Annotated in this window: 23 protein-coding genes; 13 read left to right on the forward strand and 10 right to left on the reverse strand. The window is 70.4% G+C overall.

The window, feature by feature from the left end; genetic code table 11:
* Window position 1 precedes the first annotated feature (1 nt).
* The 5 genes from C8E87_RS30835 to C8E87_RS30855 all read left to right on the forward strand — a co-directional run bounded on the left by C8E87_RS30835 (window position 2) and on the right by C8E87_RS30855 (window position 6608).
* Window positions 2-781 (forward strand): aldo/keto reductase, encoded by a 780-nt coding sequence (locus C8E87_RS30835; protein WP_239080316.1) that lies wholly within the window; start codon window positions 2-4, stop codon window positions 779-781.
* A gap of 79 nt (window positions 782-860) precedes the next feature.
* Window positions 861-4754 carry an ATP-dependent RNA helicase HrpA gene (gene hrpA, locus C8E87_RS30840; protein ID WP_133876330.1) on the forward strand — a complete coding sequence of 1298 codons (3894 nt, stop codon included), beginning with the start codon at window positions 861-863 and terminating at the stop codon, window positions 4752-4754.
* Window positions 4755-4829: 75 nt separating this feature from the next.
* The gene (locus tag C8E87_RS30845) at window positions 4830-5210 is read left to right on the forward strand and encodes a DUF6401 family natural product biosynthesis protein (protein WP_133876331.1); all 381 of its coding nucleotides are present in this window, start codon (window positions 4830-4832) and stop codon (window positions 5208-5210) included.
* Window positions 5211-5377: 167 nt separating this feature from the next.
* Entirely contained in the window at window positions 5378-6139 is a 762-nt protein-coding gene (locus C8E87_RS30850; protein WP_133876332.1) for a LamG-like jellyroll fold domain-containing protein, read from the forward strand.
* 82 nt (window positions 6140-6221) lie between these two features.
* Window positions 6222-6608: a RidA family protein gene (locus C8E87_RS30855; protein ID WP_133876333.1), complete on the forward strand. Its 387-nt coding sequence runs from the start codon at window positions 6222-6224 to the stop codon at window positions 6606-6608.
* On the opposite strand, the gene C8E87_RS30860 is transcribed toward C8E87_RS30855, so the two are convergent.
* A complete protein-coding gene (locus C8E87_RS30860; protein ID WP_133876334.1) occupies window positions 6605-6994 on the reverse strand; it encodes a winged helix-turn-helix transcriptional regulator in 390 nt (129 codons plus the stop codon). The genes C8E87_RS30855 and C8E87_RS30860 overlap by 4 nt on opposite strands.
* A 169-nt stretch (window positions 6995-7163) precedes the next feature.
* Between C8E87_RS30860 and C8E87_RS46495 the strand changes: the two genes are divergently transcribed.
* On the forward strand, window positions 7164-7949 hold the full coding sequence (locus tag C8E87_RS46495) for a collagen-like domain-containing protein (RefSeq protein WP_275409092.1): 786 nt from the start codon (window positions 7164-7166) through the stop codon (window positions 7947-7949).
* Window positions 7950-8220: 271 nt separating this feature from the next.
* On the opposite strand, the gene C8E87_RS30870 is transcribed toward C8E87_RS46495, so the two are convergent.
* The 5 genes from C8E87_RS30870 to C8E87_RS30890 all read right to left on the reverse strand — a co-directional run bounded on the left by C8E87_RS30870 (window position 8221) and on the right by C8E87_RS30890 (window position 13448).
* Window positions 8221-8439 carry a hypothetical protein gene (locus C8E87_RS30870; protein ID WP_133876336.1) on the reverse strand — a complete coding sequence of 73 codons (219 nt, stop codon included), beginning with the start codon at window positions 8437-8439 and terminating at the stop codon, window positions 8221-8223.
* Between the two features lie 190 nt (window positions 8440-8629).
* Window positions 8630-9673 (reverse strand): cobalamin B12-binding domain-containing protein, encoded by a 1044-nt coding sequence (locus C8E87_RS30875; RefSeq protein WP_239080317.1) that lies wholly within the window; start codon window positions 9671-9673, stop codon window positions 8630-8632.
* The gene (locus C8E87_RS30880) at window positions 9670-11370 is read right to left on the reverse strand and encodes a PP2C family protein-serine/threonine phosphatase (RefSeq protein WP_133876337.1); all 1701 of its coding nucleotides are present in this window, start codon (window positions 11368-11370) and stop codon (window positions 9670-9672) included. The genes C8E87_RS30875 and C8E87_RS30880 overlap by 4 nt, the downstream gene beginning before the upstream one ends.
* A 93-nt stretch (window positions 11371-11463) precedes the next feature.
* On the reverse strand, window positions 11464-12237 hold the full coding sequence (locus C8E87_RS30885) for an exodeoxyribonuclease III (RefSeq protein WP_133876338.1): 774 nt from the start codon (window positions 12235-12237) through the stop codon (window positions 11464-11466).
* A 335-nt stretch (window positions 12238-12572) separates the two neighbouring features.
* Window positions 12573-13448, reverse strand: a complete 876-nt coding sequence (locus C8E87_RS30890) for a universal stress protein (RefSeq protein WP_133876339.1) — start codon at window positions 13446-13448, stop codon at window positions 12573-12575.
* Window positions 13449-13611: 163 nt separating this feature from the next.
* On the opposite strand from C8E87_RS30890, the gene C8E87_RS30895 reads away from it, so the two are divergent.
* Both C8E87_RS30895 and htpG read left to right on the forward strand, forming a co-directional pair.
* Entirely contained in the window at window positions 13612-14895 is a 1284-nt protein-coding gene (locus tag C8E87_RS30895; protein WP_133876340.1) for a citrate synthase, read from the forward strand.
* Between the two features lie 95 nt (window positions 14896-14990).
* Complete coding sequence (gene htpG, locus C8E87_RS30900) at window positions 14991-16820, forward strand: molecular chaperone HtpG (RefSeq protein WP_133876341.1); 1830 nt, start codon at window positions 14991-14993, stop codon at window positions 16818-16820.
* On the opposite strand, the gene C8E87_RS30905 is transcribed toward htpG, so the two are convergent.
* The 3 genes from C8E87_RS30905 to C8E87_RS30910 all read right to left on the reverse strand — a co-directional run bounded on the left by C8E87_RS30905 (window position 16817) and on the right by C8E87_RS30910 (window position 18700).
* Window positions 16817-17614: a PfkB family carbohydrate kinase gene (locus C8E87_RS30905; RefSeq protein ID WP_133876342.1), complete on the reverse strand. Its 798-nt coding sequence runs from the start codon at window positions 17612-17614 to the stop codon at window positions 16817-16819. The genes htpG and C8E87_RS30905 overlap by 4 nt on opposite strands.
* A gap of 12 nt (window positions 17615-17626) precedes the next feature.
* Window positions 17627-17782, reverse strand: a complete 156-nt coding sequence (locus tag C8E87_RS43910; RefSeq protein WP_166661295.1) for a hypothetical protein — start codon at window positions 17780-17782, stop codon at window positions 17627-17629.
* Window positions 17783-17857: 75 nt separating this feature from the next.
* Window positions 17858-18700, reverse strand: a complete 843-nt coding sequence (locus C8E87_RS30910; protein ID WP_239080318.1) for an amidohydrolase family protein — start codon at window positions 18698-18700, stop codon at window positions 17858-17860.
* Between the two features lie 53 nt (window positions 18701-18753).
* Here C8E87_RS30910 and C8E87_RS30915 point away from each other — a divergent pair, with 53 nt between their 5' ends.
* Genes C8E87_RS30915 through C8E87_RS30925 form a run of 4 tightly spaced genes read left to right on the forward strand, consistent with a single transcriptional unit; the run spans window position 18754 to window position 22627 of the window.
* Window positions 18754-20265, forward strand: a complete 1512-nt coding sequence (locus C8E87_RS30915) for an MFS transporter (RefSeq protein WP_133876343.1) — start codon at window positions 18754-18756, stop codon at window positions 20263-20265.
* Window positions 20262-20888 carry a TetR family transcriptional regulator gene (locus C8E87_RS30920; protein WP_133876344.1) on the forward strand — a complete coding sequence of 209 codons (627 nt, stop codon included), beginning with the start codon at window positions 20262-20264 and terminating at the stop codon, window positions 20886-20888. The genes C8E87_RS30915 and C8E87_RS30920 overlap by 4 nt, the downstream gene beginning before the upstream one ends.
* Window positions 20889-20947: 59 nt before the next feature.
* Window positions 20948-21118, forward strand: a complete 171-nt coding sequence (locus C8E87_RS43915) for a hypothetical protein (RefSeq protein ID WP_166661296.1) — start codon at window positions 20948-20950, stop codon at window positions 21116-21118.
* A 30-nt stretch (window positions 21119-21148) separates the two neighbouring features.
* A complete protein-coding gene (locus C8E87_RS30925) occupies window positions 21149-22627 on the forward strand; it encodes a GntP family permease (RefSeq protein ID WP_133876345.1) in 1479 nt (492 codons plus the stop codon).
* A 308-nt stretch (window positions 22628-22935) separates the two neighbouring features.
* Here C8E87_RS30925 and C8E87_RS43920 read toward each other — a convergent pair whose 3' ends face one another.
* Entirely contained in the window at window positions 22936-23520 is a 585-nt protein-coding gene (locus C8E87_RS43920; protein ID WP_166660999.1) for a hypothetical protein, read from the reverse strand.
* An 84-nt stretch (window positions 23521-23604) separates the two neighbouring features.
* Between C8E87_RS43920 and C8E87_RS30935 the strand changes: the two genes are divergently transcribed.
* Window positions 23605-25524: a LamG domain-containing protein gene (locus C8E87_RS30935; RefSeq protein WP_239080319.1), complete on the forward strand. Its 1920-nt coding sequence runs from the start codon at window positions 23605-23607 to the stop codon at window positions 25522-25524.
* Window position 25525: the final 1 nt, after the last annotated feature.

Here is a 25525-nt window from a genome sequence, read left to right on the forward strand (position 1 = left end):
CATGACGATTCCCGCCCTGCCGCTGGCCGGCTCCTCCCTGCGGATGCCGCTGCTCGGCTTCGGCACGTGGCAGTTGCGCGGCGACGCGGCCTACCAGGCTGTCCGGGACGCGCTCGAGGCCGGTTACCGCTACCTCGACACCGCGACCATGTACGGCAACGAGGCCGAGGTCGGCCGGGCCCTGCGCGACTCCGGCGTGCCCCGCGACGAGGTCTTCGTGACCACGAAGTTGCCGCCCGAGCGGGCCGGCAAGGAACGCGCCACGATCGACGCCTCGCTGCGCGCCCTCGGCCTCGACGCGGTCGACCTGTGGCTGATCCACTGGCCGCCGAGCCGGGGCCGCTCGGTCCGGGTGTGGCGCGAATTCCTCAAGGCCCGCGACGAGGGCCTGGTCCGCGCCGTCGGCGTCAGCAACTACGACTCCGGCGAGATCGACGAGCTCTTCGACGAGACCGGCGAGCGTCCCGCGGTCAACCAGATCCGCTTCGGCCCGTCCCTCTACGACCCGGCGATCGTGGCCGCCCACCGCGAACGCGACGTGGTGCTCGAGGGCTACTCCCCGTTCAAGACGACCAACCTGCACGACCCGGCCCTGACCCGCATAGCCGCCGCCCACGGCGTCGACCCGGCCCGCGTCGTGCTGCGCTGGCACATTCAGCACGAAATCGTCGTCATCCCCAAGTCGGCCACCCCGGAACGCATAGCCCGCAACGCCGACCTCGACGGCTTCGTCCTCACTCCCGACGAGATGACCACCATCAACAACCTGGGGCACCGGTGACCAACGGCTGATTCCCGGGTGGGTGGGCGGTGTTAATCACCAGGCGTTTCTGGTGGGATCCGCCTATTCTTGCTGCGCGATGTCGACAACACCCGAACTCCGTGACCGGCTGGCCGACCTTCTTCCGCGTGACAGTCACCGCCTGGGGCGGCGGCTGGAGGGCACCCGGCGCATCAAGGACGAGACCGCCCGCGCCGCGGCGCTGAGTGAGATCTCGGCCGAGATCGACCGGGCCGCGGAACGCCTGGCCGCCCGGGTGGCGAGCGTGCCCCCGATCAGCTATCCCGAGTCGCTACCGGTCAGTCAGCGCAAGGACGACATCGCCGCCGCGATCCGGGATCACCAGGTGGTGGTGGTCGCGGGCGAGACCGGCTCGGGCAAGACGACCCAGATCCCCAAGATCTGCATGGAGCTGGGGCGGGGCGTACGCGGGCAGATCGGGCACACCCAGCCCCGGCGCATCGCCGCCCGCACGGTCGCCGAGCGCATCGCTGAGGAGGTCGGGCGCCCGCTCGGCACCACGGTCGGTTACAAGGTGCGTTTCACCGACCAGGCCGGCGACGACACCATGGTCAAGGTGATGACGGACGGCATCCTGCTGGCCGAGATCCAGAACGACCGCAATCTGTACCGGTACGACACGCTGATCATCGACGAGGCCCACGAGCGCAGCCTCAACATCGACTTCATCCTCGGCTACCTGCGCGAGCTGCTGCCCCGCCGCCCCGACCTCAAGCTGATCATCACGTCGGCCACGATCGAGACGCAGCGCTTCGCCGAGCACTTCGCCGACAAGGACGGCAAACCCGCGCCGGTCATCGAGGTCTCGGGCCGGACGTTCCCGGTCGAGGTGCGCTACCGGCCCCTCGTGGCGCTCAACGAGGACGACGAGACCGAAGAGCCCATGGACCAGGTCGACGGCATCGCCGAGGCGGTCGACGAGCTGGGCCGCGAGGGCGACGGCGACATCCTGGTGTTCCTCTCCGGTGAGCGCGAGATCCGCGACACCGCCGACGCGCTGGCCAAACGGAACCTCAGAAACACCGACATCGTTCCCCTGTACGGGCGTCTGTCCGCGGCCGAGCAGCACAGGGTGTTCGAGCGGCACTCCCAGCGCCGCGTCGTGCTCGCCACCAACGTCGCCGAGACCTCGCTCACCGTCCCGGGCATCCGGTACGTCATCGACCCCGGCACGGCGCGGATCAGCCGGTACTCGCACCGGCTGAAGGTGCAGCGCCTGCCCATCGAACCGGTGTCGCAGGCCAGCGCCAACCAGCGCAAGGGCCGCTGCGGCCGGGTCGCCGACGGCATCTGCATCCGGCTGTACTCCGAGGAGGACTTCGAGGGCCGCCCGGAGTTCACCGAGCCCGAGATCCTGCGCACCAACCTGGCCAGCGTCATCCTGCAGATGACCAACCTGGGGCTGGGTGACCTGGCCCGGTTCCCCTTCATCGACCCGCCGGACCGCCGCAACATCACCGACGGCATCAAACTGCTCGAGGAGCTGGGCGCGCTCGACCAGCGCAAGCTCACCCCGCTCGGCCGCCAGCTGGCGCAGCTCCCGGTCGACCCGCGGCTGGCGCGCATGGTCATCGAGGCCGACCGGCAGGAGTGCGTGGCCGAGGTCATGGTGATCGCGGCCGCGCTGTCCATCCAGGATCCGCGCGAGCGCCCGGCCGAGAAACAGCAGCAGGCCGACGAGAAACACGCCCGGTTCACCGACAAGGAATCGGACTTCTTCAGCTATCTCAACCTGTGGCGTTACTTGCGCGAGAAACAGCAGGAGCTGAGCGGCAACCAGTTCCGCCGGCTGTGCCGCAGCGAATTCCTCAACTACCTGCGCGTACGGGAATGGCAGGACATCTACGCCCAGCTCAAACAGGTTTCCCGTACGCTCGGACTGTCGCTCGTCGAGGATCGCGAGGACGTCGCCGCCGGGCAGAACGTACACACCGCACTGCTTTCCGGCCTGCTCTCGCACATCGGGTTGAAGGACACCGACAAGCGCGAATACCTGGGCGCACGCGGGGCCAAGTTCGCCATTTTCCCGGGCTCGGCGCTGTTCAAGAAGCAGCCGCGCTGGGTGATGTCGGCCGAGCTCGTCGAGACCAGCCGCCTGTGGGGCCGGGTCAACGCCCGCATCGAACCCGAATGGGCCGAGAAACTCGCCCCGCACCTGGTGAAACGCTCCTACTCGGAGCCGCACTGGGAAAAGAAGCAGGGCGCCGTGATGGCGTACGAGAAAGTGACTTTGTACGGGCTGCCGATCGTGCCCCGGCGCAAAGTGGGTTACTCCAAGGTCGACCCGGTGGTGTCGCGGGAACTGTTCATCCGGCACGCGCTGGTCGAGGGCGACTGGGACACCCACCACAGGTTCTTCACCGACAACGCGAAACTGCTGGCCCAGATCGAGGAGATCGAGAACAGGGCCCGCCGGCGCGACATCGCGGTCGACGACGAGACCGTGTACGCGCTGTACGACGCCCGCATTCCGGCCGACGTGGTCTCGGCGCGGCATTTCGACGCGTGGTGGAAGAAGGCCCGGCGCGACGATCCCGAACTGCTCACGTTCACCCGCGAGCTGCTGGTCAACAGCGGGCGCGACTCGGTCGACCCCAACGCGTACCCGGACGCCTGGCTCGCCAACGGGGTACGGCTGCCCCTCTCGTACGAGTTCGAGCCCAACTCGACGGCCGACGGCGTCACCGTGACCGTGCCGCTGCCGCTGCTCAACAAGCTCGACCCGGAGGACTTCGTCTGGTCGGTGCCCGGTTTCCGCAAGGACGTCGTGATCGCCCTGATCCGGGCCCTGCCCAAGGCGTTGCGCACCAACTTCGTGCCCGTGCCGGACTGGGCCGAGGCCGTGCTCGACAGGGTGCCGCCCCGCCGCGGCCCGCTGCCCGACGCGATCGCGGGCGAGCTGCGCCGCCTGACCGGCACGATCGTCCCGCGTGACGCCTGGCGGCCCGACCAGGTGCCCGAGCATCTGCGGGTCAACTTCCGGGTGGTCGACGAGCACGACAAGGTGCTGGGGGAGGGCCGCGACCTCGAGGTGCTGCGCCGCTCGCTGGCCCCCAAGGTGCAGCAGACGATCTCGAAGGCCGCCGGTGACATCGAACGCCGCGGGATCACCACCAACGACTTCGGGCAGCTGCCGCGCCGGGTCGCCCAGATGCGCGGCGGCTACGAGGTCAACGTCTTCCCGGCGCTCGTCGACGAGGGCGACAGCGTGGCGATCAAGGTCTTCGAGAGCGAGGCCGAGCAGCGTACGGCGATGGTGGCGGGCACACGCAAGCTGCTGTTGCTGACCCTGCCGCCGGCCGCGCGCTACCTGCAGGGACGGCTCGACAACAAGGCCAAGCTCGAGCTCTCGCGCGGGAACCCGTACCGGTCGATCGCGGATCTTCTCGACGACTGTGCCGGCGCGGCGGTCGACAAGCTGGTGACGGACGCGGGTGGCCCGGTGTGGTCGTCGATCGAGTTCGCCTCGCTGCGGGATGCCGTGCGGCAGGATCTGGTCGATGCCGTGGCGAACGTGGTCACCCAGGTGCGGCAGGTGCTGGCCACCGCGTACGACATCGACCAGCGCCTCAAGTCGCTGCGCGACCCGTCGATGCTGCCCGCCCTGGCCGACATCCGCCAGCAGCTCAAGGGCCTGGTGCACGCCGGGTTCGTGACCGAGACGGGCTGGCGGCAGCTGCACCACCTGCCGCGTTACCTGCGCGGCATCGTCTACCGCCTGGACCGCCTCGGCGGCACCCTGGCCCGCGACCGGCAGCTGATGGCCCAGATCCACGAGATCGAGGCGGAGTACCGCGAGCTGGCCGGGCTCGGCGCCCCGGCCGAGGGCTTACGGGAAATCCGCTGGATGATCGAGGAGCTGCGGATCAACTTCTTCGCCCAATCGTTGGGTACCGCCTATCCGATATCGGACAAACGGATCTTCAAGGCCATGGACCAGCTGCCCGTGTAGCGCCTGCGTAGACGCTCGGGTGCCGTTCGGTCACCCCCCTGTCATGCTGCTCCGGCAGGCCCTAGCGTTCTCGCCATGACCAACGAATTCCTGGCTTTCGCCCCGATTTCCGCGCTCGTTCCGGCCTCCCCGGCGACCGGCCTGCTCGACGAAATGATGGCGCGGGTCGGGGTCGACGGCATCGTCGCCGCCCTTGCCGACCCGGGCCTGCTGGCCCTGGTCGACCAGCACACCGCGGCCGTCCGCGACGCCCTGGAGTCGGCCGGGCGCGACGCCGACGCCGACGGTCTGGCGAGCTACGCCCGCGCGATCGTGGCCGGCGCCCGGCGGATGGGGGTGGCGCTGCCCGAGCCGGGTGAGGCGCCGTCCGCGCCGGCCGACTGGCAGGCGGCGAACTGGCACCTGCTGCGTCTTGTCGCGATCTGCGCTCTCGCCGAGGAGAACGCCATTCTCTGACCTGCTGCTCCGGAACGGCTCGCTTCGGCGGGCCGTTCTTGCGTCCTCGCTTGCCGCTTCTTCCGGGTGACCCCCGTCCGGGCTCGGTCGTTCGGAGGGGTGGAAAGCCCCGAAACGCCGAGAGCGGAGTTTTGCGACAAAAGGTGCGAGTAAGACATTGTGGCAGCATGAAGCTCGCTCTCGCGCTCGCCGCCGCGTCCGGACTCGTGTTCCCGGCGGCGCCCGCTCTGGCCGCTGCGGCCCCCGAACCCTCGCCGGTCGTCTCCGCCGCCCCGACAGGTCCTCAGCTCGTCGCCCGCTGGACGTTCGACGCGGGCGCCACCGACGGCCGGGTCGCCGACACCTCCGGCCGCGGTCCCGCGCTCAGCACCCGTACGGCGGACTCCGGCGCGATCCGCTACGACACCGCCACCCCCAGCGGCCGCTACGTGACGTTCCCGGCCGCCTGCGCGTCCGGCGCTGCCACCTGCCCGCGCGCCCTGTTCGAGACGGCCAGCGTGGCCAACCTGAACCCCGGCACCCGTCCGTTCCGGTGGTCGGCCCGCATCCAGCTGACCAAGAGCCAGATCGTCGGCTCGGCCAACATCATGCAGAAGGGCGTGGCCAACACGTCCAGCCAGTGGAAGATGCAGGTCGGCCGCACCAACGGCAAGGCACAGTGCGTGGTGGTCGGCGCGGGCTCGAACGTCGTGCACATCGCCCGCTCGTCGACCACTGTCGCCGACGGTCAGTGGCACAAGGTGCTCTGCCAGCGCAACGGCACGAACCTGTCGGTGTGGGTCGACAACGTGATGCGCGGCCAGACCACCGTCCCGTCCAACCTGTCGATCAGCAACCCGCTGCCGCTGCGCCTCGGCGGCCCCAACTTCAACACCCGGACCGACATGTACCACGGCCGGCTCGACGACGTGTACGCCGAGCTGGGCTGACCTGGGCGGTTACCTCGAGGTGCCCTGAGCTGGGAAAAGTGCTTTCTTCCGGCTCAGGGCGCCACCCCGTACGGTCGTCGGCATGACTGTCACGCTGATCGACCCGCCCGGCCTGCCCCAGATCCCGATCTACCGCCAGGTCTCCGTGGCCACCGGTTCCCGGATCGTCCACGTCGCCGGCCAGGTCGCCTGGGACGGGGGCGACTTCGCCACCCAGGTCGAGCAGGCGTACCTGAACGTGGGCACCGCGCTGGCCGGCGTCGGCGCCACCTTCGACGACGTGGTCAAGCTGACCGCGTACGTGGTCGACTGGAACCCCGACCTCATGCCGGCCCTGCTCGACGGCATAGCCCGTGCGTCCGCCGCCCTGGGCGTCACGATCGCCGCGCCGGCCTCCCTGTTCGGCATCGCTGCCCTCGACGTCCCGGAGCACCGCGTCGAGGTCGAGGCGGTGGCCGTGCTGGACTAACTGTCCTGCTGGAAGCGGGTGCGGGACGCCTCGATGTGCCCCAGGTACGTCTGCGTCCAGTCGCACATGCCGTCGACCACCTTGCGCAGGGCCTGGCCCGCCTCGGTGAGCGAATAGTCGACGCTGGGCGGGACGGTCGGGTGCACCGTCCGCTCGACGAGCCCGTTGCGTTCGAGGGTCCGCAGGTTCTGCGTCAGCACCTTGTGACTGATCCCGCCCACCTCGCGGCGCAACTCGTTGAACCGCATCGTCCGCAACCCGAGAAACTCGATGATCAGCAGCGACCATTTGCTGGCCACATCCGAAAAGATCTCTCTGGCCAGCGAATCGGCCCGCGCCAGATCAGCCTCGGGCGGCAATGCCTCAATTTCCCGCCTGCTTCCCACCGTCCCACTTTAGTCGACCTGCATTTGCGGGCCTTTCGGAGCGCACTGTGCCCGCAGGCGGGCCATCTCTGGCAAAGCGGCTGTTTGCCTTAAACGTGAGCGTTTCATACGTACGCTGCCGGGTGGGGCATCGGCCCGCAAATCAGCACCCGCCAAGATGGGACCATCAATGAGAAAGCGTGTTCTGCTCGCCTCGGCCGGCGTTGTTGCCGCCGCGCTCACCAATCCCACCGCCGCCTCCGCGGCCGGTTCCGCCGACTCGGCACGCGCCGCGGCCGCGGCGGTGATCAAGATGTGCGCGAACAACAGGACCGGGGCCCTGCGCTGGGTCAGCACGGCCACAACAAGCTGCCGCCAGGGGGAAACCCTGCTGGCGTGGAACTCCGCCGGTGTCAGGGGTCCCGCAGGACCTAAAGGCGACCAGGGCGAAGCCGGCCCCGCCGGCCCGCAAGGTGAAGCCGGCCCTCAGGGTCAGCGGGGTCCTACAGGTGCGCAGGGCGCGCCCGGTGCCACAGGTCTGCAGGGCGCCACCGGCCCCGCTGGCGCGACCGGACCGGCTGGCGCGACCGGGGCGACCGGCGCGACCGGGGCGACCGGCGCGACCGGGGCGACCGGCCTGCAAGGCGCTCCCGGCGCACCGGGTGCACAGGGGGTACAGGGCATCCAGGGGCTACAGGGCATCCAGGGGCTACAGGGTGATCCCGGACCGGGACTCGTCCTCGAGACCGAGGTTTACCCGATTCTCGCCGGTCAGGCCACCTACACAGTCAACTGCAACTATGTCGTCGGCAAGGCCATCGCGGGGTCGGTCAGTCGCGGCGTGGGCGAAACATCGATCCTGACCAACAGCTACCAGGACCCGGGCGACTCGAGAAACTGGGTGGTCACCTTCGACAACCCGCTCACCCAAGCAGCGACGGTGACCATCAACTGCGTCCGGGATGACGCCGCGTAACAGCGCCCGCGCCGCAGTCAGCACCAGCGGAGATCGGCACGCTGAACCAGCAAGTTGTGAGGGCCCCGCATGTCTCGGGGCCCTCACCCGAAACGGGTGACTCGGCGGCCACCCGTGGCGGATCCGCCCTGACCTGTTCCGCCGCCCCCACCCCCTCCCATCGAGGGTGGGACCACCCTACTTCGCGGGGAGGAGTGGCCCGGGGTTATCCACAGTGCGCAGCGAACAGGGCACCCGCCTTGCATCGGGCGCCCTGTTTCAGTGGTTAGGCCTAGCTGCGACGGAACGCGTACGAGCGCCCACCCGCTGCCCCAGCGGCACGCCCCGCACGCGCTTGCTCCGAGCGCTGCCGGGCGGCCTGCCGGCTGTCCGCAGAGCCGTGGTGCTTGGCGCCCGCGGCCGGCTTTCCGGTGTTCTCGGCGGATCCGCCCGCCAGCTGGGGAAGCGACGGCAGGTCGTCGAGCTGAACTTTGAAACGTTGACCAGGCATGAGGGCCTCCTGAAAACCCGAGGTGGAGCCAGGGGAGAAGATCGGAACAGCTCCGGGTGTCGGCACGAACGTGGCTCCACGGCGGACGAATCCCGCCGGAGCACCCGGAACCGAGCACGGTGAACGGCCCGAGCGGGCCGGAGCATCAGGAGATCATGCGGACGAGGCTAGTCGGCGCTCCGGAGCCGCGCTACTCATTTAACAGCTGGATCCCGGCGGCGAGCATCGCCCCGGCCGTGGGGTAGTCGTGGAGCTGGGCCCGGACAGTCTCCAGACCCACCCGCAGCGCCACCGGGGGTACGCCCCGGGCCTGCAGCACCTCGTCGGTCCAGGCGACGAAGTCGGTGAAGATCTGCGTCTCGTTGACGTAGAGGGCGGCCGCCAGGAAGTCGACGATGTGCGCCATGTCCTCGGCGGTCGAGTCGAGCTGGCGCTGGTTGTATTCGCGTACGGCGGGATACGTGTCGGTGAGCTGCCGCATCGCTGTGCTGATCAGCACGGGCCGGTGGCGCACCACGTACGTGTACTCCTCGTCGCCCAGATAGGCCGAGAGCTGCGGGTCCTGGTTGTGCGGGGGCCAGTTGCGGGCGAGCCGCCGTACGGCCTCCTCGGCGCCGGCGGCCCACGCGTCCGCGCCGAGGTGCTGGGCGTAGCGCCCGCCGGGGCCGAAGCCGCGGCCGCCCGCGATGACGGGGACGCCGGCCGCCTTGCAGGCCGTGATCGCCGCGTGTGCCCGGGGCAGCCGGGTGGCGATCATGCAGCTCAGCGCGACCACGTCGGGGCCGGTCTGGTGCAGGTGGGTGACCAGGTGCGGCCCGGGGACGTTGGCGCCCAGGAAGTCGACCCGCCAGCCGTCCAGGCGCAGCATCTCGGCCAGCATGCGGGTCGGCAACGCGTGCCACTCCCCGTCGACGCAGGCGATCGTCACCCGGCCCCGGTACGGGCGTACGTTCGTGCGGGCGGCCAGCGCGGCCAGGACCCGCTCGCTGATCGCCGTCGCCGCGTGCTCCCGCGCCACGGTCCACTCGTTGGCCGCCCACAGCTCGCCGACCCTGGTCTGCGCGCCGCCGATCAGGTCGATCATCAGGCGTTGCGGCGGCACACCCTCCTCGTACAGCTCGGTGACCATCTCGACGGCGCCGTATTCGTCGCCCTCGCCGAGCAGCTGCAGGAACTCGTCGATCAGGGCGGCGATGTCGTAGGAGCGCCGTGGGACGGCGCTGGGGACGCTCACGACATGGTCCGCACGCGCCGCTCACCACGCCGGGCGTCGATCGCGAACGGCGAGGCGTTACGGGCTCCGTTGCGCAGGCTGAGCTGGGGGCGGGCCGGGGCCCGGACGGCCAGCATGGCGATGTCGTCGCGGGCGCCGCCGTGCACCCAGTCGCTGACCAGCTGCCGTACGCGTTCGACGGTGGCCACGGCGGGCATGCCGCGGCACTCGCTCAGCGCCTCGTGCAGCCTTTCCTCGCCGAACTGCTCGTCGCCCGCCGGGCCGCCCCGCGCTTCGGTCAGGCCGTCGCTGTAGAGCAGGCACAGTTCGCCCGGCGCGAGCTCGACGTCGGCCGGATTGACCACCGTACGGGCGACCGCGCCGATCAGGGTGCCACGTGTCGGCACCTCCTCGACCCGGCCGTCGAGGCGTAGCACCAGCGGCGGCGGGTGCCCGCCGGTGGCCAGGGAGAGTCTGACCCGGCCGTGGTCGGTGCGGCTGACCGACCCGACCACCATCGTGACGAACCGGTGGTGGCGGCCCGAGTCGAGCAGGGCCTTGTTGAGCACGCGCAACATCTCGTCGGGCCGGGTCTCGACCAGCCGCAAGGCGCGCAGGGTCTGGCGCACCTTGCCGGTCAGGACCGCCGCCTCGGCGCCCTTGCCGCACACGTCGCCGAGCACGATCACCGTGTCGGGGCTGGTGTCGGTGGGGCCGAACACGTCGTAGAAGTCGCCGCCGATCCGCATCGCGTCGCGGGCGGCCTGGTAGGAGCCGGCCAGCTCGATGCCCTCGGGCTGCGGCAGTTCGGGCGGCAGCAGGTCGGCCTGCAGCACGGCGGTGGTGTCGACCTGCTCGCGATAGAGCTGGGCGGACGAGATGGCGGCGCCGGCGCGGGCTGCGAAGATGCGGGCGAGGATTTCGTCCTCCGGCCCGAACCGGGCGTCGGCGCCGCGGCGGGCCAGGATCAGCGCCCCGGCCGGTTCGGCGTTGCCCGGCAGGGGAGTGACCAGCAACGCCCCGATCGGCCCGAAGCCGGCCGGCAGCAGCCACTCGGGCGCCTGGGCCGCGTCGAGCCACCGGCTGGGGATGGGCGGGAAACCGCCGAGCGCCTCGATCAGCCCCGGCACCTGGTTGAGCACTTCCTCGCGGAGCGTGCCGTCCTCGGGCAGGCCCCCGGCAACCAGGCGGGTGAACTGGCTCTGCCGGCCGTCGACCGGCAGCACCACCACGGCCGCGTCGGCCAGGTGGGCCACCGCGAGCTCGGCGGTGATCCGCCGGCAGCGGCCCTGGTGCAGGGACGACGACAGGCGACGGCCGGCCTCTGCCAGGAACGCCGTCCGGGTTCGTTCGGCCCGCAACGCGTCGGCGCGGGTCACATCCTCGGTGCGGTCGCGCAGATACCATCCGTAGTGGTCGTCGCCCAGCGGGCGCCGCCGGCCCTGCAGGTGCCGCCCGGCGTGGACGTCGGTGAAGGAGTCGTCGCCCGCGGCGAGCGCGGCGGCCAGGCCGGGCAACGGCCCGTCGAGCGCCGTGCCGCCGGCGGCGAGTCCGGGCAACAGCGCCTGAGCAGCGGCGTTGACCATCACAATGGTGTCGTCGGCCGAGGCGCACAGCAGCACTGCTTCACCGGCGGCGTCGAGCGCGGCGCGGAGCAGAGCGGGCGCGGGCCCGTCGGCCAGCCGCTCGCCGGCCACTGCCGGCGATGGCACTGTCATTGTCCCTCCTGTCTCTCCCCGCCCTGCACGATCGCTCACCACAGTACGTGCATATCCGTGCGGGGGCCGTGCGCAGGTTCTCGATCACGGGCGTCAGTCGTGGAGGTCCACCACGATAGGAGCGTGGTCGCTGGGGCCTTTCCCCTTACGCGCCTCCCGGTCGACCACCGCATCCGTCACCCTGCCCGCGACCTGGTCGGTGGCATAGACGAGGTCGATACGCATCCCGAGGTTCTTGTGGAACATGCCGGCCCGGTAGTCCCAGTAGGTGAACGGGCGGTCCCCCTTGAGCGGCCGGGCGACGATGTCACGCAGACCGAGGTCCCGGAGGGCGGACAGGGCCGCCCGCTCGGGCGGCGTGACGTGGGTGGACGCGACGAACACGCTCGGGTCCCAGACGTCGTCGTCGGTGGGCGCGACGTTGAAGTCCCCGGCAACCACGAGCGGTCCGGCGTAGACCTCGGCGGCCAGGGCGGTGCGTAAGGCGGACAGCCAGGACAGTTTGTAGATGTAGTGCGGATCGTCGGGCGTGCGTCCGTTCGGCACGTAGATCGAACAGAACCGGATTCCCCCGGCGACGGCGCTGATCGCGCGCGCCTCCGGTCCGGGATAGCCCGGCTCACCGTCGAATCCCTTGCGTACGTCGTCCAGGCCGACCCGGGAGAGCACGGCGACCCCGTTCCACCGGCCTTGCCCGTACGCGGCGACGTCGTACCCGAGCTCGGCGACCTCGGCCGTGGGGAAACCGTCGTCGGGGACCTTGGTCTCCTGCAGGCACAGCACGTCGGGTTTGGTGGTGCCGAGCCATTCCAGCAGGCGCGGCAGGCGTGCCTTGACCGAGTTGACGTTCCACGTGGCGAAGCGCATCTGCCCAGCCTGCCGCATCGGACGGCCGTACGCTGCCTCAGCGCCCCGCGGGGGCTACCGGAACCGGCGCGTCGCGGCCAGCAGGGCCAGGCCCAGGCCGGCCATGAGAACGAGAAGCACCGCGACCAGCCAGACCACAGCCCCGTCGGAGCCGACCAGCGTCGCCATGCATGCTCCCTTCCAATACGTGCAAACGTACCCCGGATGTGATCCGCATTACGACGGATCCCGGTCAGGGAATAATGCCCGAGTCGCGCACACGATGCCAGTCGTCGGGGCACGTTTGTCAGCATGCGAGTGGACGTGATGCCGGAGCCTGAGTTGTTCCGTCGCGGTCAGCGCACGAGCTGAGCGCCTCCGTCCCACGCGCCCACCGGGTCCGACGCCGACTCCGGAGCGTGACGCGGACCGGGGACGGGGCGTCCGTGGGCGAACAGGGTCGGGCTGGCCGCCCGCCGCAGGACCGTGCGGGCCACCGAGCCCAGCAGACCGGCCTGGTGGCTGCCGCGCGGGCCCAGCACCGTCAGCCGGGCCCGGCTCGACGCCCGGACCAGGGTCGGGCCGGGTGCGCCGGTGAACAGCCGGGTCGTGTAATCGGTCAGTTCGGGCACGGCGGCCACCGCCCGGGACAGGATCTCGCGGCCTTCCTCCTCGGTGCCGGGCTGCTCGGCCACGTGGGCCACCAGCACGGGAACGTGGCGGCGCGCGCCTTCCAGGGCCGCCTGGCGCAGGGCCAGCAGGGCGGACTCGGAGCCGTCGACGGCGGCCAGGACGGGGCCGGCGTGCGGGCGGCCACCGCGGGCGACCAGCACCGGGCACCAGGCCCGCGCCACCGTCTGCACCAGCACCGAGCCGGTGGGCAGCCAGGGCAGGGTGGCCAGGTCGTCGTCGCCGAGCACCAGCATCTCGGCACTGCGCCCCAGGCGCAGCAGCACCTGGTCGGGCAGCCCGTCCACGAGTTGACCTGTCACCCGCACCCCGGGTGTGGAACGCTGGGCGGTAGCGACTGCCGCGTCCACGATCTGCGTGGCGTCGCGCCGGGCCCGGTCGTAATGCTGATCGAGGCGGGGGTGTGACCAGGTGAAAGCGTGCACGATTCGTAGCTCGCGGCCGCGCGAGACAGCTTCTCGGGCGGCGAGCCGCACTGCGGCGAGCCCGGCCGACGTGCCGGTCACGCCCACGACGACGGGATACGGACTCGGGCTCGGCATCGGTTCGCACCTCCGCGTTCGACTACAACCATTATCTATACCGTTACGCCACTCTTCGTGATCAATCCCTCAGCCGGGAGCCGCCTGATGCCCCATTCAGGTTGAGGGTTTACGGTGAACTACACAATTTTTGAGACATCTGCCGGTGAAGTGAGGGAAATACATGACGGATGTCAAGCTCGACCACCCCGGCGGCCAGCTGTCGATGCCGGTGCGTGAAGCGGTCGAGGGCCCAGGCGGCATCGACGTCAGTGCCCTCCTCAAGGAGACCGGCTTCGTCACCCTGGACCAGGGCTTCGTCAACACCGCCTCGACCACGTCGACGATCACCTACATCGACGGTGACGCCGGCATCCTTCGCTACCGTGGTTACCCGATCGAGCAGCTGGCCGAGAAGTCGTCGTTCCTCGAGGTGTCCTACCTTCTGATGCACGACGCTCTGCCGACCCGGCAGCAGCTCAAGGAGTTCGGCGACCGGATCCGGGTGCACACGCTGTTGCAGGAGGAGATGCGCACCTTCTTCTCCGGCTTCCCGCGTGACGCCCACCCGATGGCGGTGCTGTCCTCGGCGGTCACCGCGCTGTCGACCTTCTACCAGGACGCGCTCGACCCGCTCGACCCCGAGCAGGTCGAGATCTCCGGCATCCGTCTGATGGCGAAGCTTCCGACCATCGCGGCGTACGCCTACAAGAAGTCCATCGGCCACCCGCTGCCGTACCCGGACAACACGCTGGACTACGTCGACAACTTCCTGCGGATGACGTTCGGCCTGCCCACCGTGCAGTACGACGTCGACCCGAAGATCGCCAAGATCCTCGACATGCTGTTCATCCTGCACGCCGACCACGAGCAGAACTGCTCCACGTCGACCGTGCGGCTGGTCGGCTCGGCGCAGGCCAACCTGTTCGCCTCGGTCTCGGCCGGCATCAACGCGCTGTCCGGCCCGCTGCACGGCGGCGCCAACGCGGCGGTGCTCGACATGCTCGAGCAGATCCGCAAGGACGGCGGCGACGTCTCCTCGTTCGTCACGCGAGTGAAGAACAAGGAGAAGGGCGTCAAGCTGATGGGCTTCGGCCACCGGGTCTACAAGAACTACGACCCGCGGGCCGCGATCGTCAAGAAGGCCGCGAAGGAGATGCTGGCCACCCTCGACAAGCCCGACCCGCTGCTCGAGCTCGCGTTCCAGCTCGAGGAGATCGCGCTCAACGACGACTACTTCGTCTCGCGCAAGCTGTACCCGAACGTGGACTTCTACACGGGCCTCATCTACAAGGCGATGGGCTTCCCGACCAAGATGTTCACCGTTCTCTTCGCGCTCGGCCGCCTGCCCGGCTGGATCGCGCAGTGGACCGAGATGATGAACGACCCGGCCAACAAGATCGGCCGGCCGCGGCAGCTCTACACGGGCGCCCCGGAGCGCGAGTTCGTCGCCATCGACGAGCGCTGACTCGAACGATCGCAAAACGCCCCGTCCGGCATCTGCCGGGCGGGGCGTTCGTCATACGATCAGGGGTGGTCCGCGACAACGGGAGTAAGGAAACCATGGAGACGTTGGAGTTCCAGGCCGAAGCCCGGCAGCTGCTGCAGCTGATGGTCCACTCGATCTATTCGAACAAGGACATCTTCCTGCGCGAGCTGATCTCGAACGCCTCGGACGCGCTCGACAAGCTGCGCCTGGCCACCCTGCAGGACGGTCTCGAGGCCGACGCCTCCGACCTGCACATCGAGCTCACCGCCGACAAGGAGGCGCGCACGCTGACCGTGCGCGACAACGGCATCGGCATGACCCGCGACGAGGTCGTCGAGCTGATCGGCACCATCGCCAAGTCGGGCACGGCCGAGCTGCTGACCAAGCTGCGGGAGGCCAAGGAGAGCCCCGAGCTGATCGGCCAGTTCGGCGTCGGGTTCTACTCGACGTTCATGGTGGCCGAGAAGGTCGAGCTGGTCACGCGCAAGGCCGGCACCGAGGGGCACGGCACCCGCTGGGAGTCCAGCGGTGAGGGCACGTACTCGATCGACGACGCGCCGGACGCGCCGGTCGGCACGAGTGTCACCGTCCACCTTCGCCCCTCCGACGAGGAGGACGCGCTCTACGACTACACCGACGACTGGAAGATCCGCCAGATCGTCAAGAAGTACTCGGACTTCATCGCGTTCCCGATCAAGATGGGCGACGACACGCTCAACTCGATGAAGGCGCTGTGGGCGCGGCCGCGCTCCGAGGTGTCCGACGAGGAGTACCACGAGTTCTACCGGCACATCAGCCACGACTGGTCCGAGCCGCTCGAGATCATCAACATGAAGGCCGAGGGCACCTTCGAGTACGAGGCCCTGCTGTTCCTGCCCTCGCGCGCGCCGCACGACCTGTTCCAGCGCGATGCCGGCCGCGGTCTTCAGCTCTACGTCAAGCGCGTCTTCATCATGGAGGACAGCCGCGAGCTGATCCCCGACTACCTGCGCTTCGTCAAGGGCGTGGTGGACGCGGCCGACCTGTCGCTCAACATCTCCCGCGAGATCCTGCAGCAGGACAGGCACATCCAGATGATCCGCCGCCGGCTGGTCAAGAAGGTGCTGTCCACCATCAAGGACCTGCTGAACAACAACTCCGAGAAGTACGCCACGTTCTGGCGCGAGTTCGGCCGGGCCCTCAAGGAGGGTCTGCTCAACGACCAGGACAACCAGAAGGCGATCCTCGACGTCTCGACCTTCGCCTCCACGGCCGGCCCCGAGCCGACCACCCTGGCCGGCTACATCGAGCGGATGAAGGAGGGCCAGGAAGAGATCTACTACCTGACCGGCGAGAGCCGTTCCCAGGTCGAGAACTCTCCGCACATGGAGGCGTTCCAGAAGCAGGGGTACGAGGTTCTGATCCTCACCGACCCGGTCGACGAGATCTGGGTCGAGGCCGTCCCCGACTACGACGGCAAGAAGCTGCAGTCGATCGCGCGCGGGTCGGTCGACCTGCCCAAGGACGCCGAGGAACCGGAGCCCGAGGGCGACTTCGCGCCGCTGCTGACGTTCCTCAAGGAGCAGCTGTCCGAGCAGATCAAGGACGTGCGGTTGTCGCACCGCCTGATCAGCTCGCCCGCGTGCCTGGTCAGCGACACCGACGACATCACGCCCGCGCTCGAGAAGATGTACCGCGCGATGGGGCAGGAGGGCCCGCGGGTCAAGCGGATCCTCGAGCTGAACCCGGGCCACCCGCTGGTCAGCGGCCTGCGCACGGCACACGAGCAACGGGCCGACGACCCGGCGCTGCCCGAGACCGCCGAACTGCTCTACGGCACGGCGCTGCTGGCCGAGGGCGGCGACCTGGAAGACCCGGCCCGCTTCGCCAAGCTGCTGGCCGACCGCCTGGCCCGTACGGTCTAGAGCGCGTCCAGCCAGGTCCGAGGGCCGGGGTGCCGCACCCGCACCCCGGCCACCCGGATCGCCTCGGTGATCGCCGCCCGGACGGCCGCGCCGGAGTGCAGGGCCTGAGCCAGCGCCCCGTGGAAGGCGTCGCCGGCGCCCGCGGTGTCGACCGCGTCGACGGGCGGAACCGGGATCTCCTCGGTGCGGCCGTCGTGTGACCAGGTCACCGGGCCGGGTCCGTGGGTGACGATCACGTGCGGGGCGGTGAACCCCGCGGGGTGGCGGAACCCGGCCGAGCAGGCGATCACGTCGGCTTGCGGCAGGATGTCGGCGAAGACGGGCCGCCAGGTGCCCGCGTCGACGACCAGCCGCTCGGCCTCGCGGGCCGCGGCCACGGCGAGCACGGGGTGATGCCCGTCCACCAGTGTCAGCTCCGCGTCCGGAAGGCCCCTTCCCGGTACGCCGTACGTCAGGTCGCCGGCGTTGCGGCTGACGATCGTGCGCTCGCCCGTACGGCCGGCCACGATGACGGTGGAGATCGGCGGCAACCCCTCGGATCCCTCGGCCACGTCGATCAGGCGTACGTTGTGGGCTTCGAGATCCGACCGGATGAGCGCACCCAGCGGATGCGCGCCGACCGCGGTGACCAAGGTGACCGGCGCGCCCAGCCGGGCCGCCGTGACCGCCGCATTGGCGGCCGGTCCACCCGCCGCGACCTCGACCGACGACGCCTGCGCCTTCTCGTCCGCGCCCGGCACCCGGTCGACCCGATAGACCAGATCCAGGGTGGCCAGCCCGACACAGAGGATCATGCGGGCCGGCGGTCAGGTGGCGAGTTCGCGGACGAAGATGCCGACGTTGCGGAAGACCTCGGCTATGCCGTCGCCGATGCCGCGGGCGATGTCGGACGCCGGGCCCGGGTTGGTGCCGATGTAGAAGATGACGAGAATGAGCACGATCCAGCCGACGGCTTTCTTCATCAGATCGGCTCCTTCCGAGACCGGCCGTGTGCTTTACATGATCGTGGCACGTTTGCGCACGTGATTCGTGCAATTTCACCCGCGCGGCGCGAACAAGCGTTGCGCGTTCGACCAGCAGACCGCCCGCAGCCACTCGTCGCCCAGCTCCAGCCGGGCCAGTGCCTCGATCTGATGTTCGTACGGGTACGGGATGTTGGGGAAGTCGCTGCCCAGCAGAACCTTGCCGGTCAGGCCGAGCTCGCGCAGCCGCGGTCGTAGCTCGCGGGGGAACGGCGCCATCTGCTCGAAGAAGTCGGTGAACGCCATCGTGGTGTCGAGCCGTACCTGCTCGTAGTGCTCGGCGAGCTCGAGAAAGCCTTCGTATTCCGGCGCCCCGGCGTGCGCGACGATGACGGCGAGCCCCGGGTGCCGCCGCAGGACGTCGCCGATCGGCCCCGGCCCGGTGAACCTCGCGGGCAACGGCCCCGAACCGGCGTGCACCACCACCGGAGTTCCGGCCTCGGCCAGCAGCCCCCACACGGCGTCCAGCTCGGGCAGGCGAGGGTCGAACCCGCCGACCTGCAGGTGCACCTTCCAGATCCGCGCCCCGCGATCAAGAGCCTTCTGCGCGTACGCCTCCACGCCCGGCTCGGGATAGAAGGTGGCGCTGGGCAGGCAGCCGGGGGTGCGCGCGGCGAACGCGAGCGTCCAGTCGTTGAGGTCGTCGGCCATGCCGGGGCGGTGGGCGTAGGCGAGCGCGCTGAACATCTCGACGTTCAGCTTTCTCAGTGCCTCCACTCTTTCCTGCTCGGAGCCGCGGTACGTGATGGGCCACGGCCGCCCGATCGCCGGGCCCGCCCGGTCGAAGTACTCCCATACCCGCCGCATCATGCGCGGGGGCAGGAAATGCGTGTGCACGTCGGCATAGCGCTCGATCACACCTGCAGCATACGGCTTGACAGTCACTATGAAATGACAGCTACTCTCAAAACATGGTTACTTCCACCTCACGCTGGTACGCGCTCGCCGCGATGGCGCTGAGCACCCTCGCGGTCGGTCTCGACACGACCGTGCTCAGCGTCGCGCTGCCGACTCTTGCCCGTGACCTCGACGCCTCCACCGGTGACCTGCAGTGGTTCACCACCGCCTACCTGCTCGTACTGGCGGCCGCCCTGCTGCCGGCGGGTCTGCTCGGCGACCGGCTCGGCCGCAAACGCCTGCTGATCGGGGCCCTCGTGGTGTTCGGGGCGGCCTCGGTCGCGTGCGCCTATGCGCAGAGCTCGGGCCAGCTGATCGCCGCGCGAACGGTCCTCGGGCTCGGCGCCGCGGTCATCATGCCGCTGTCCGGGGCGGTGCTGACCACGCTCTTCGACGAGCGGGAACGGCCTCGCGCCATGTCGATCTGGGTGACCGCGAGCGCGCTCGGCCTCCCGCTCGGGCCGCTGCTGGGCGGCTGGCTGCTCGACAACTTCTGGTGGGGCTCGGTCTTCCTGATCAACGTGCCGGTCGTGGTCGCCGGGGTGGTCGCTCTGGCGCTCTGGCTGCCCTCGTCACGCGGCGAGTCCAGGCGGGTCGACGTGCCGGGCATCGCGCTGTCGACCGGCGGCCTGGTCGCCATGACGTACGGGATCATCGAGGCGGGGGAACGGGGCTGGTCCGACCCGCGGTCCCTGCTCACCATCGCCGCCGGCCTGGTCCTGCTGGTCGTCTTCGTGCTCTGGCAGCGCCGTGCCTCGTCGCCGCTGATCGACCTGGCGTTGTTCGGCAACCGGGCCTTCACCGGCGGCGCGGTGTTCGCCACGGTGGCCAGCTTCGCGATGCTCGGGCTGCTGTTCTCACTGCCCCAGCTGTTCGCGGCCGTCGGGGGCCACGACGCGTTCGGTTCCGGTCTGCGCCTGCTGCCGGTGATCGGCGGCCTCGTCGTGGGCGCGCGGGCGGGGGAGAGGCTGGCCGCCACCCTGGGCGTGCGGTGGGTGCTCGCCGGCGGGCTCGCGCTGATCGCCTTGTCTTCGCTGCTGGGAGCGCAGACCTCCGCGACCACCGGGTACGTGTGCATCGCCGTGTGGATCACCCTGACCGGGCTGGGCCTGGGGCTGACCATGCCACCGGCCCTGAACGCGGCCATCGGCACGCTGACCCCGGCACGCGCCGGAATCGGCAACGCGCTGCTGCAGGCGTTGCGACAGGTGGGCGGCGCCGTGGGGGTGGCCGTGCTGGGGACGGTGCTCAACTCGGCGTACCGCTCGCAGGTCGACGTCACGGGTCTGCCGGACGCGGCCGGGTCGGCGGTGCGCGAGAGCGTCACGTCGGGCGCGGCGGTCGCGGAGGCCACCGGTGATGTCGCGCTCGGCACGTCCGTCCGAGAGGCTTTCGCGTACGGGATGGACCGGTCCTTGCTCGTGGCCGGAGCGCTGGCGTTGATCGGTGCGGTGCTGGCGCTCGTGATGATGCCCGCGCGGCCCGCGCCGTCGCGGTCGGCGCCTTTGGCAGAATCGATGGCATGACCCGAGACGTTCCCGCCGCCGCTCGTCCGGCCGTCTCGGGTTTGCGGGAACGCAAGAAGGCCAAGACACGGGCGGCCATCCGGGACGCGGCGATGGGGCTGTTCGCCGCACAGGGCTACGCGGCGACGACCGTCGAGCAGATCGCCGAGGCGGCCGAGGTGTCGCCGAGCACCTTCTTCCGCTACTTCCCGACCAAGGAGGACGTGGTCGTGACCGACGACTACGACCCCCTGATCGTGGAGGCCATCCGGGCCCAGCCGCCCGAGGTGCCGGTGGCCGACGCCGTGCTGCTGGGCATGCGGCAGGTGTTCGAGCAGCTGACCGAGGCGGAGTGGGAGAGCGAGCGGCGCCGGCAGCAGCTCTTCCGCACCGTCCCCGAGCTGGTGGCCCGCCAGCTGCAGGCGACGGTGACCGCTGTCGACATGCTCGCCGACGTGATCGCCGAGCGTCAGGGCGTGGCGCGCGACGACCTCGGAGCGCGGGCGCTGGCGGGTGCTCTGGTGGGGATCTCGCTGACGTTTCTGCCTCCCGGGCGTTCCGGGCCGTACGACGCCGCCGATTTCGACCGGGTGCGAGCGGCCCTCGTCGAATTGCGGGCTCAGCTCGACCCGCTCACCCCCTGAGGCGGCCGTTCGCCTCACCTCGACCCGCTGGACCCTGCGGCCGCTCACCGTCTTGCTCGGTGGAGGCCCGTCAGGGTGGCGCGGGCCTCGCGCTCGGCGGTCAGGACGCGCTCGGGAGCTCGGGGCGCGGTCACCAGGCCGGCCGGCTCGCGCGGCTCGGCGGCGGCGCCCGCGTCATGGCCGTGCGGACCGCTCAGCTCGGTCCCGGCGTGGGCTTGGCCATGGGTTGAAAGCCACTGGCGCTGGGTAGTCCCGGGCGCATGACGTCCATAGCGGCCGAGGCCATCACCGAAGCGGGAACCGGTCAGCTGGTGCTGGCAGCCGTGCTGGGTATCGCGGTTGTGGTTGTGCTCATCGCCTGGGCCAAATGGCATCCGTTCCTGTCGCTGATCCTCGGTTCGGCGGTGCTCGGCCTCGTCGCCGGGGCGTCACCGGGGGACACGATCGACTCGTTCACGGCAGGGCTCGGCAGCACCGTCGGCAGCGTCGGGCTGCTGATCGCGCTGGGCTCGATGATCGGGGCGCTGCTGGCCGAGTCGGGCGGGGCCGACGGGATCGTGAACCGCATCGTCAACAGCGTCACCGGGTCGGCGCTGCCGTGGGCCATGGCGGGTGTCGCGGCGCTGATCGGGCTGCCGCTGTTCTTCGAGGTCGGCGTCGTGCTGCTGGTGCCGATCGTGCTGCTGGTGGCCCGGCGCACCGACATCGGGCTGCTGCGCATCGGCATCCCGGCGCTCGCCGGGCTCTCCGTCCTGCACGGGCTGGTTCCGCCGCACCCGGGGCCGCTGGTCGCCATCGCCAACCTGAACGCCGACCTCGGGCTGACCCTGATGTTCGGCCTGATCTGCGCGATCCCGACCGTGATCGTCGCGGGCCCGATCTTCGGAAACTGGATCGCCAAGCGGGTTCCGCTGCCGGTGCCGGCGCTGTCCCTGGGCGGCGGCGGCTCGGCTGACCGCCCCGAGGACGGCCCGGCGGGTGGGCAGAACTTCGTCGACCGTGACGACGTCGCGAACCCGTCCAGTGGCGGGCCGGACGTCCTCGTCGACGAGCAGCTTCCGCGCACGCGCCGCAACCCCGGCTTCTGGCCCGCCGTGCTGACCGTCATGGTGCCGATCGTGCTGATGCTGGCCCGGGCCATCGGCGAACTCGCCCTGCCCGAGGGCAACAGCCTCCGCGGCGCCCTCGAAATCATCGGTGAGCCGGTCGTCGCTCTGCTCGCCGGCGTGCTGCTGGCCATGTGGAGCCTCGGCAAACGGGCCGGCTTCGACCGTCAGCAGACCTCGGCCGTGATCGGCGGCTCGCTTCCGCCGATCGCCGGCATCCTGCTGATCGTGGCCGCGGGCGGCGGTTTCAAGCAGGTGCTGGTCGACGCGGGCGTAGGCAACGTGGTCGCCGACGCCGCCCGCGACGCCAACATCAACGCGCTGCTGCTCGGCTTCCTGGTCGCGGTCGGCATCCGACTCGCCACGGGTTCGGCCACCGTAGCCACCATCACCGCGGCGGGGATCGTCTCGCCGCTCGCAGCCACCCTCGACAAGCCGGACGTGGCCCTGCTGGCCTTGGCCATCGGCGCCGGTTCGCTGTTCTTCTCACACGTCAACGACGCCGGGTTCTGGCTGGTCAAGGAGTACTTCGGGATGACCGTGGGGCAGACCATCAAGACCTGGTCGGTCATGGAGACCATCATCTCGATCGTCGGCTTCGCCTGCGTCATGCTGCTGAGCCTGATCGTTTAGGGCGCGGTCCCATCCGCGCCACGGGAACACCGTTGCGCCGACAGCCCGCGTGTACGCCGCGTCGTCCCTCCGGGCTGGGCATGAAGAAGCTTGACGAGGCGGGACGCCGCACTTGCCCGGAGTGCCAGGCGGGGCCAGCGGGGTGGCGAAGATCGTTGCGACGACCGATGCCGGCCCGGCGCGACAAGCCAGAGCGCTTCCTCGGCCGACAAGTCGCCCGTGTGTGCAGGCTGCGGCGCGGACACGATCCACCTAGGTTCCTAGGATGCCTCGGCGGGCGGGCAGGGCGGGGTTCGGCAGGGCGGTGTTCACTCGCAGTGGGTGTCGAGCTCTTTGCCCACCGTTTGGAAGTCGCCGTTGATGTAGGTCGTGGGGGTGGAAGCGCCTGTTGCGAGACTGGTGCTGATGTCGCTCAAGGCTTCGCGCAAGCCGGGCTGGGTTATGTGCGACCGCTGGGCGTCCACCTCGGCTGCCATGCTGGTCAAGGTGCGCTTCATCGCGGCCTCGTTCCCCGCGTCGGTGGCCAGTTTCAGGGCGCCCTCGGTGAGGATCTTGTAGGTGGCGGAGCAGGCGTGTTTCGGCATGCCGGCGGAGCCGGACGGCGCCGGGGCGATGCTGATGGGCGGCGGGAGAGCCGATGGGGCGATGTCGATCTCGCAGCCGGCGAGGAGCACCGCGGGTAAAAGCAGGGCGGTGGGTAGCACGGCGGGCCGGAGCAGAGTGGTGGGGAGCACGCCGGGCCGGAGCAGGGCGGTGGGGAACACGCCGGGCCGGGGCAGGGCGGTAGGCGGCGCGGCTGGCCGGGGCGGGGCGGTGGTCAGCGCGGCTGGCCGGGGCAGGGCGGTAGGCAGCGCGGCCGGCCGGGGCGGGGCGGCGAGTCGGCGGTAACGCATCCCCGACATAGTAGTCACCGTCGATGCGTTCACCAGCGGAGGAAAGGGCGCAACCCCGCGCCGGGAGCGTAGTTAACGAGCTATGTGCCTGACTTCCGAAAAAGTGCGTTCCGCCGGAGCCTGACTGTCGCCGCGGCCGCGGTCATGATCACGGCCGGGGGTGTTGCGATCGCCGAGGTGGTCACGTCCGAGCCGGCGACGTCGCCCTCGTTCAACGGGCCGGTGTACGCGGTGGCCTACCGCGGGTCGACCGTCTACGTCGGCGGGAACTTCACCAGCGCGATCGTCGGCGGCCGGACCGTCGCGCGTAGCCGGCTGGCCGCGCTCGACGCCCGTACGGGAACACTGCTCGACTGGCAGCCCACCGCCGACGCGAACGTACGCGCCCTGGCCGTTGCCGGTGATGTCGTCTACGCGGCCGGCGACTTCGACACCGTGAACGGCGCGGCCCGCGACGCGGTGGCCGGGATCGGCGCCACCGACGGCCGGTTGACCCCGATGCGACACACCGTGCTCGGCCAGCCCAACGCGCTCGCGACCGGCAACGGGCGGCTCTACCTCGGCGGGCGGATCACCGGCGTCGACGGGTCGCCGCGCGCCAACCTGGCCGCGTTCAACCTGGCCACGGGCGCGCTCGACCCTTGGGCGCCGACCACCGACGACGTGGTCAACTCGGTCGCCGTCACGCCTCGACGGGTGTACGTCGGCGGGCGCTTCCACAAGACCAACGGCAAGAGCTCAACGCTGCGGCTGTCCGCTGTGGACCCGGTCACCGGCGCGCTCGACACGGCCTTCGTGCCCAAGCCGGTGTCACAGGTTTTCGCGGTCACGGCCGACGCGGCGGGTGTCTACGTCGCGCTCGGCGGGCAGGGCGGGCGCGCGGTGGCCTACACGCCGGGCGGGGCGACGCGCTGGACGCGGGTGTTCGACGGCGACGCGCAGGCCATCGCCGTGCTCGACGGGACGACGTACGTGGGCGGGCACTTCGACAAGGCCTGCACGACCACCAACAACGGCGCCAAGGGCGTGTGCACCGACGGCTCGGTGCCGCGCGGCAAGCTGGCCGCGATCGACGCCCAGGGCAACCTGCTCGACTGGGCGCCGCAGGCCAACGGCGTGGTCGGCACCCGGCAGATCGCGACCAGCCCGCAGCTCGGCTCGATCAGCGCGGTCGGCGACTTCACCATGGTCAGCGCGGTGCCGCGCAAGCGGTACGTGGCGTTCTCCGGCGTGACGCCGCGGGCGGAGAGCACGCCGGACACCGGGCCGGTGACGCCGGGAGAGGGCAGCGCCCCGGTGACGCCGGGGAAGGGCAGCGCGCCGGTGACGCCGGGGGTGGGCAGCGGGTCCGGCACCGGGCCGGTGGCGTCGTACAACTTCGACTCGACGATCGCCGACGGCACCTTCGACGACGGCTCCGGCCACGGTCACCTGCTGCGCGCGATCACCCGCGACGGCGGGAAGGTCGCGATGGAGCCGCACGGATCGGGGCAGGCACTGACCTTCCCGCCGCGCTGCACTCGCGAGACCTGCCCCAAGCTGGTGTTGCAGGCCGAGGCGACCAGCGATCTCAACCCACAGGACAGGCCCATCGCGTACGGGGTGAGACTGCGACTCGCCACGGCGCCGGCCGGAGCCACGGGTCCCGACGGGCAGAACGTGCTGCAGAAGGGCTACGCGGCCGAGGGCGGGCAGTACAAGCTGCAGGTGGACGGTGTCACGGGCAAACCCAGCTGCGCCATGACGGACAGGAGCGGCGGGACGACGTACGTGGTCCGCAGCCGTACCTCGATCGCCGATGACAAGTGGCATGCGGTCGAGTGCCGCCGGACCGGCCCGACCCTGGCGCTCGTGGTCGACGAGCAGGTGCAGGCCACCGCGGCCGTTCCCGAGACGCTCACGGTCGACAGCGGCCGGCCGTTCAGCCTCGGCGGCAAGGGCGTGGGCCGGGACAACGACCAGTTCCACGGCGCCCTCGACGACGTGTGGGTGACCATCGGGTAAG

The sequence above is a fragment of the Paractinoplanes brasiliensis genome (genome assembly GCF_004362215.1).
GTDB classification, from domain to species: domain Bacteria; phylum Actinomycetota; class Actinomycetes; order Mycobacteriales; family Micromonosporaceae; genus Actinoplanes; species Actinoplanes brasiliensis.

What these genes read in the sequence shown, in the direction of transcription:
- C8E87_RS43920 (WP_166660999.1), bottom strand. Translation starts at nt 23,520, where the DNA reads ATGCGTTACCGCCGACTCGCCGCCCCGCCCCGGCCGGCCGCGCTGCCT.
- C8E87_RS30855 (WP_133876333.1), top strand. Translation starts at nt 6,222, where the DNA reads ATGACTGTCACGCTGATCGACCCGCCCGGCCTGCCCCAGATCCCGATC.
- C8E87_RS46495 (WP_275409092.1), top strand. Translation starts at nt 7,164, where the DNA reads ATGAGAAAGCGTGTTCTGCTCGCCTCGGCCGGCGTTGTTGCCGCCGCG.
- C8E87_RS30905 (WP_133876342.1), bottom strand. Translation starts at nt 17,614, where the DNA reads ATGATCCTCTGTGTCGGGCTGGCCACCCTGGATCTGGTCTATCGGGTC.
- C8E87_RS30850 (WP_133876332.1), top strand. Translation starts at nt 5,378, where the DNA reads ATGAAGCTCGCTCTCGCGCTCGCCGCCGCGTCCGGACTCGTGTTCCCG.
- C8E87_RS30915 (WP_133876343.1), top strand. Translation starts at nt 18,754, where the DNA reads ATGGTTACTTCCACCTCACGCTGGTACGCGCTCGCCGCGATGGCGCTG.
- C8E87_RS30845 (WP_133876331.1), top strand. Translation starts at nt 4,830, where the DNA reads ATGACCAACGAATTCCTGGCTTTCGCCCCGATTTCCGCGCTCGTTCCG.
- C8E87_RS30925 (WP_133876345.1), top strand. Translation starts at nt 21,149, where the DNA reads ATGACGTCCATAGCGGCCGAGGCCATCACCGAAGCGGGAACCGGTCAG.
- C8E87_RS43910 (WP_166661295.1), bottom strand. Translation starts at nt 17,782, where the DNA reads ATGAAGAAAGCCGTCGGCTGGATCGTGCTCATTCTCGTCATCTTCTAC.
- C8E87_RS30920 (WP_133876344.1), top strand. Translation starts at nt 20,262, where the DNA reads ATGACCCGAGACGTTCCCGCCGCCGCTCGTCCGGCCGTCTCGGGTTTG.
- C8E87_RS30870 (WP_133876336.1), bottom strand. Translation starts at nt 8,439, where the DNA reads ATGCCTGGTCAACGTTTCAAAGTTCAGCTCGACGACCTGCCGTCGCTT.
- htpG (WP_133876341.1), top strand. Translation starts at nt 14,991, where the DNA reads ATGGAGACGTTGGAGTTCCAGGCCGAAGCCCGGCAGCTGCTGCAGCTG.
- C8E87_RS30890 (WP_133876339.1), bottom strand. Translation starts at nt 13,448, where the DNA reads ATGCCGAGCCCGAGTCCGTATCCCGTCGTCGTGGGCGTGACCGGCACG.
- C8E87_RS30880 (WP_133876337.1), bottom strand. Translation starts at nt 11,370, where the DNA reads ATGACAGTGCCATCGCCGGCAGTGGCCGGCGAGCGGCTGGCCGACGGG.
- C8E87_RS30885 (WP_133876338.1), bottom strand. Translation starts at nt 12,237, where the DNA reads ATGCGCTTCGCCACGTGGAACGTCAACTCGGTCAAGGCACGCCTGCCG.
- C8E87_RS30835 (WP_239080316.1), top strand. Translation starts at nt 2, where the DNA reads ATGACGATTCCCGCCCTGCCGCTGGCCGGCTCCTCCCTGCGGATGCCG.
- C8E87_RS30895 (WP_133876340.1), top strand. Translation starts at nt 13,612, where the DNA reads ATGACGGATGTCAAGCTCGACCACCCCGGCGGCCAGCTGTCGATGCCG.
- hrpA (WP_133876330.1), top strand. Translation starts at nt 861, where the DNA reads ATGTCGACAACACCCGAACTCCGTGACCGGCTGGCCGACCTTCTTCCG.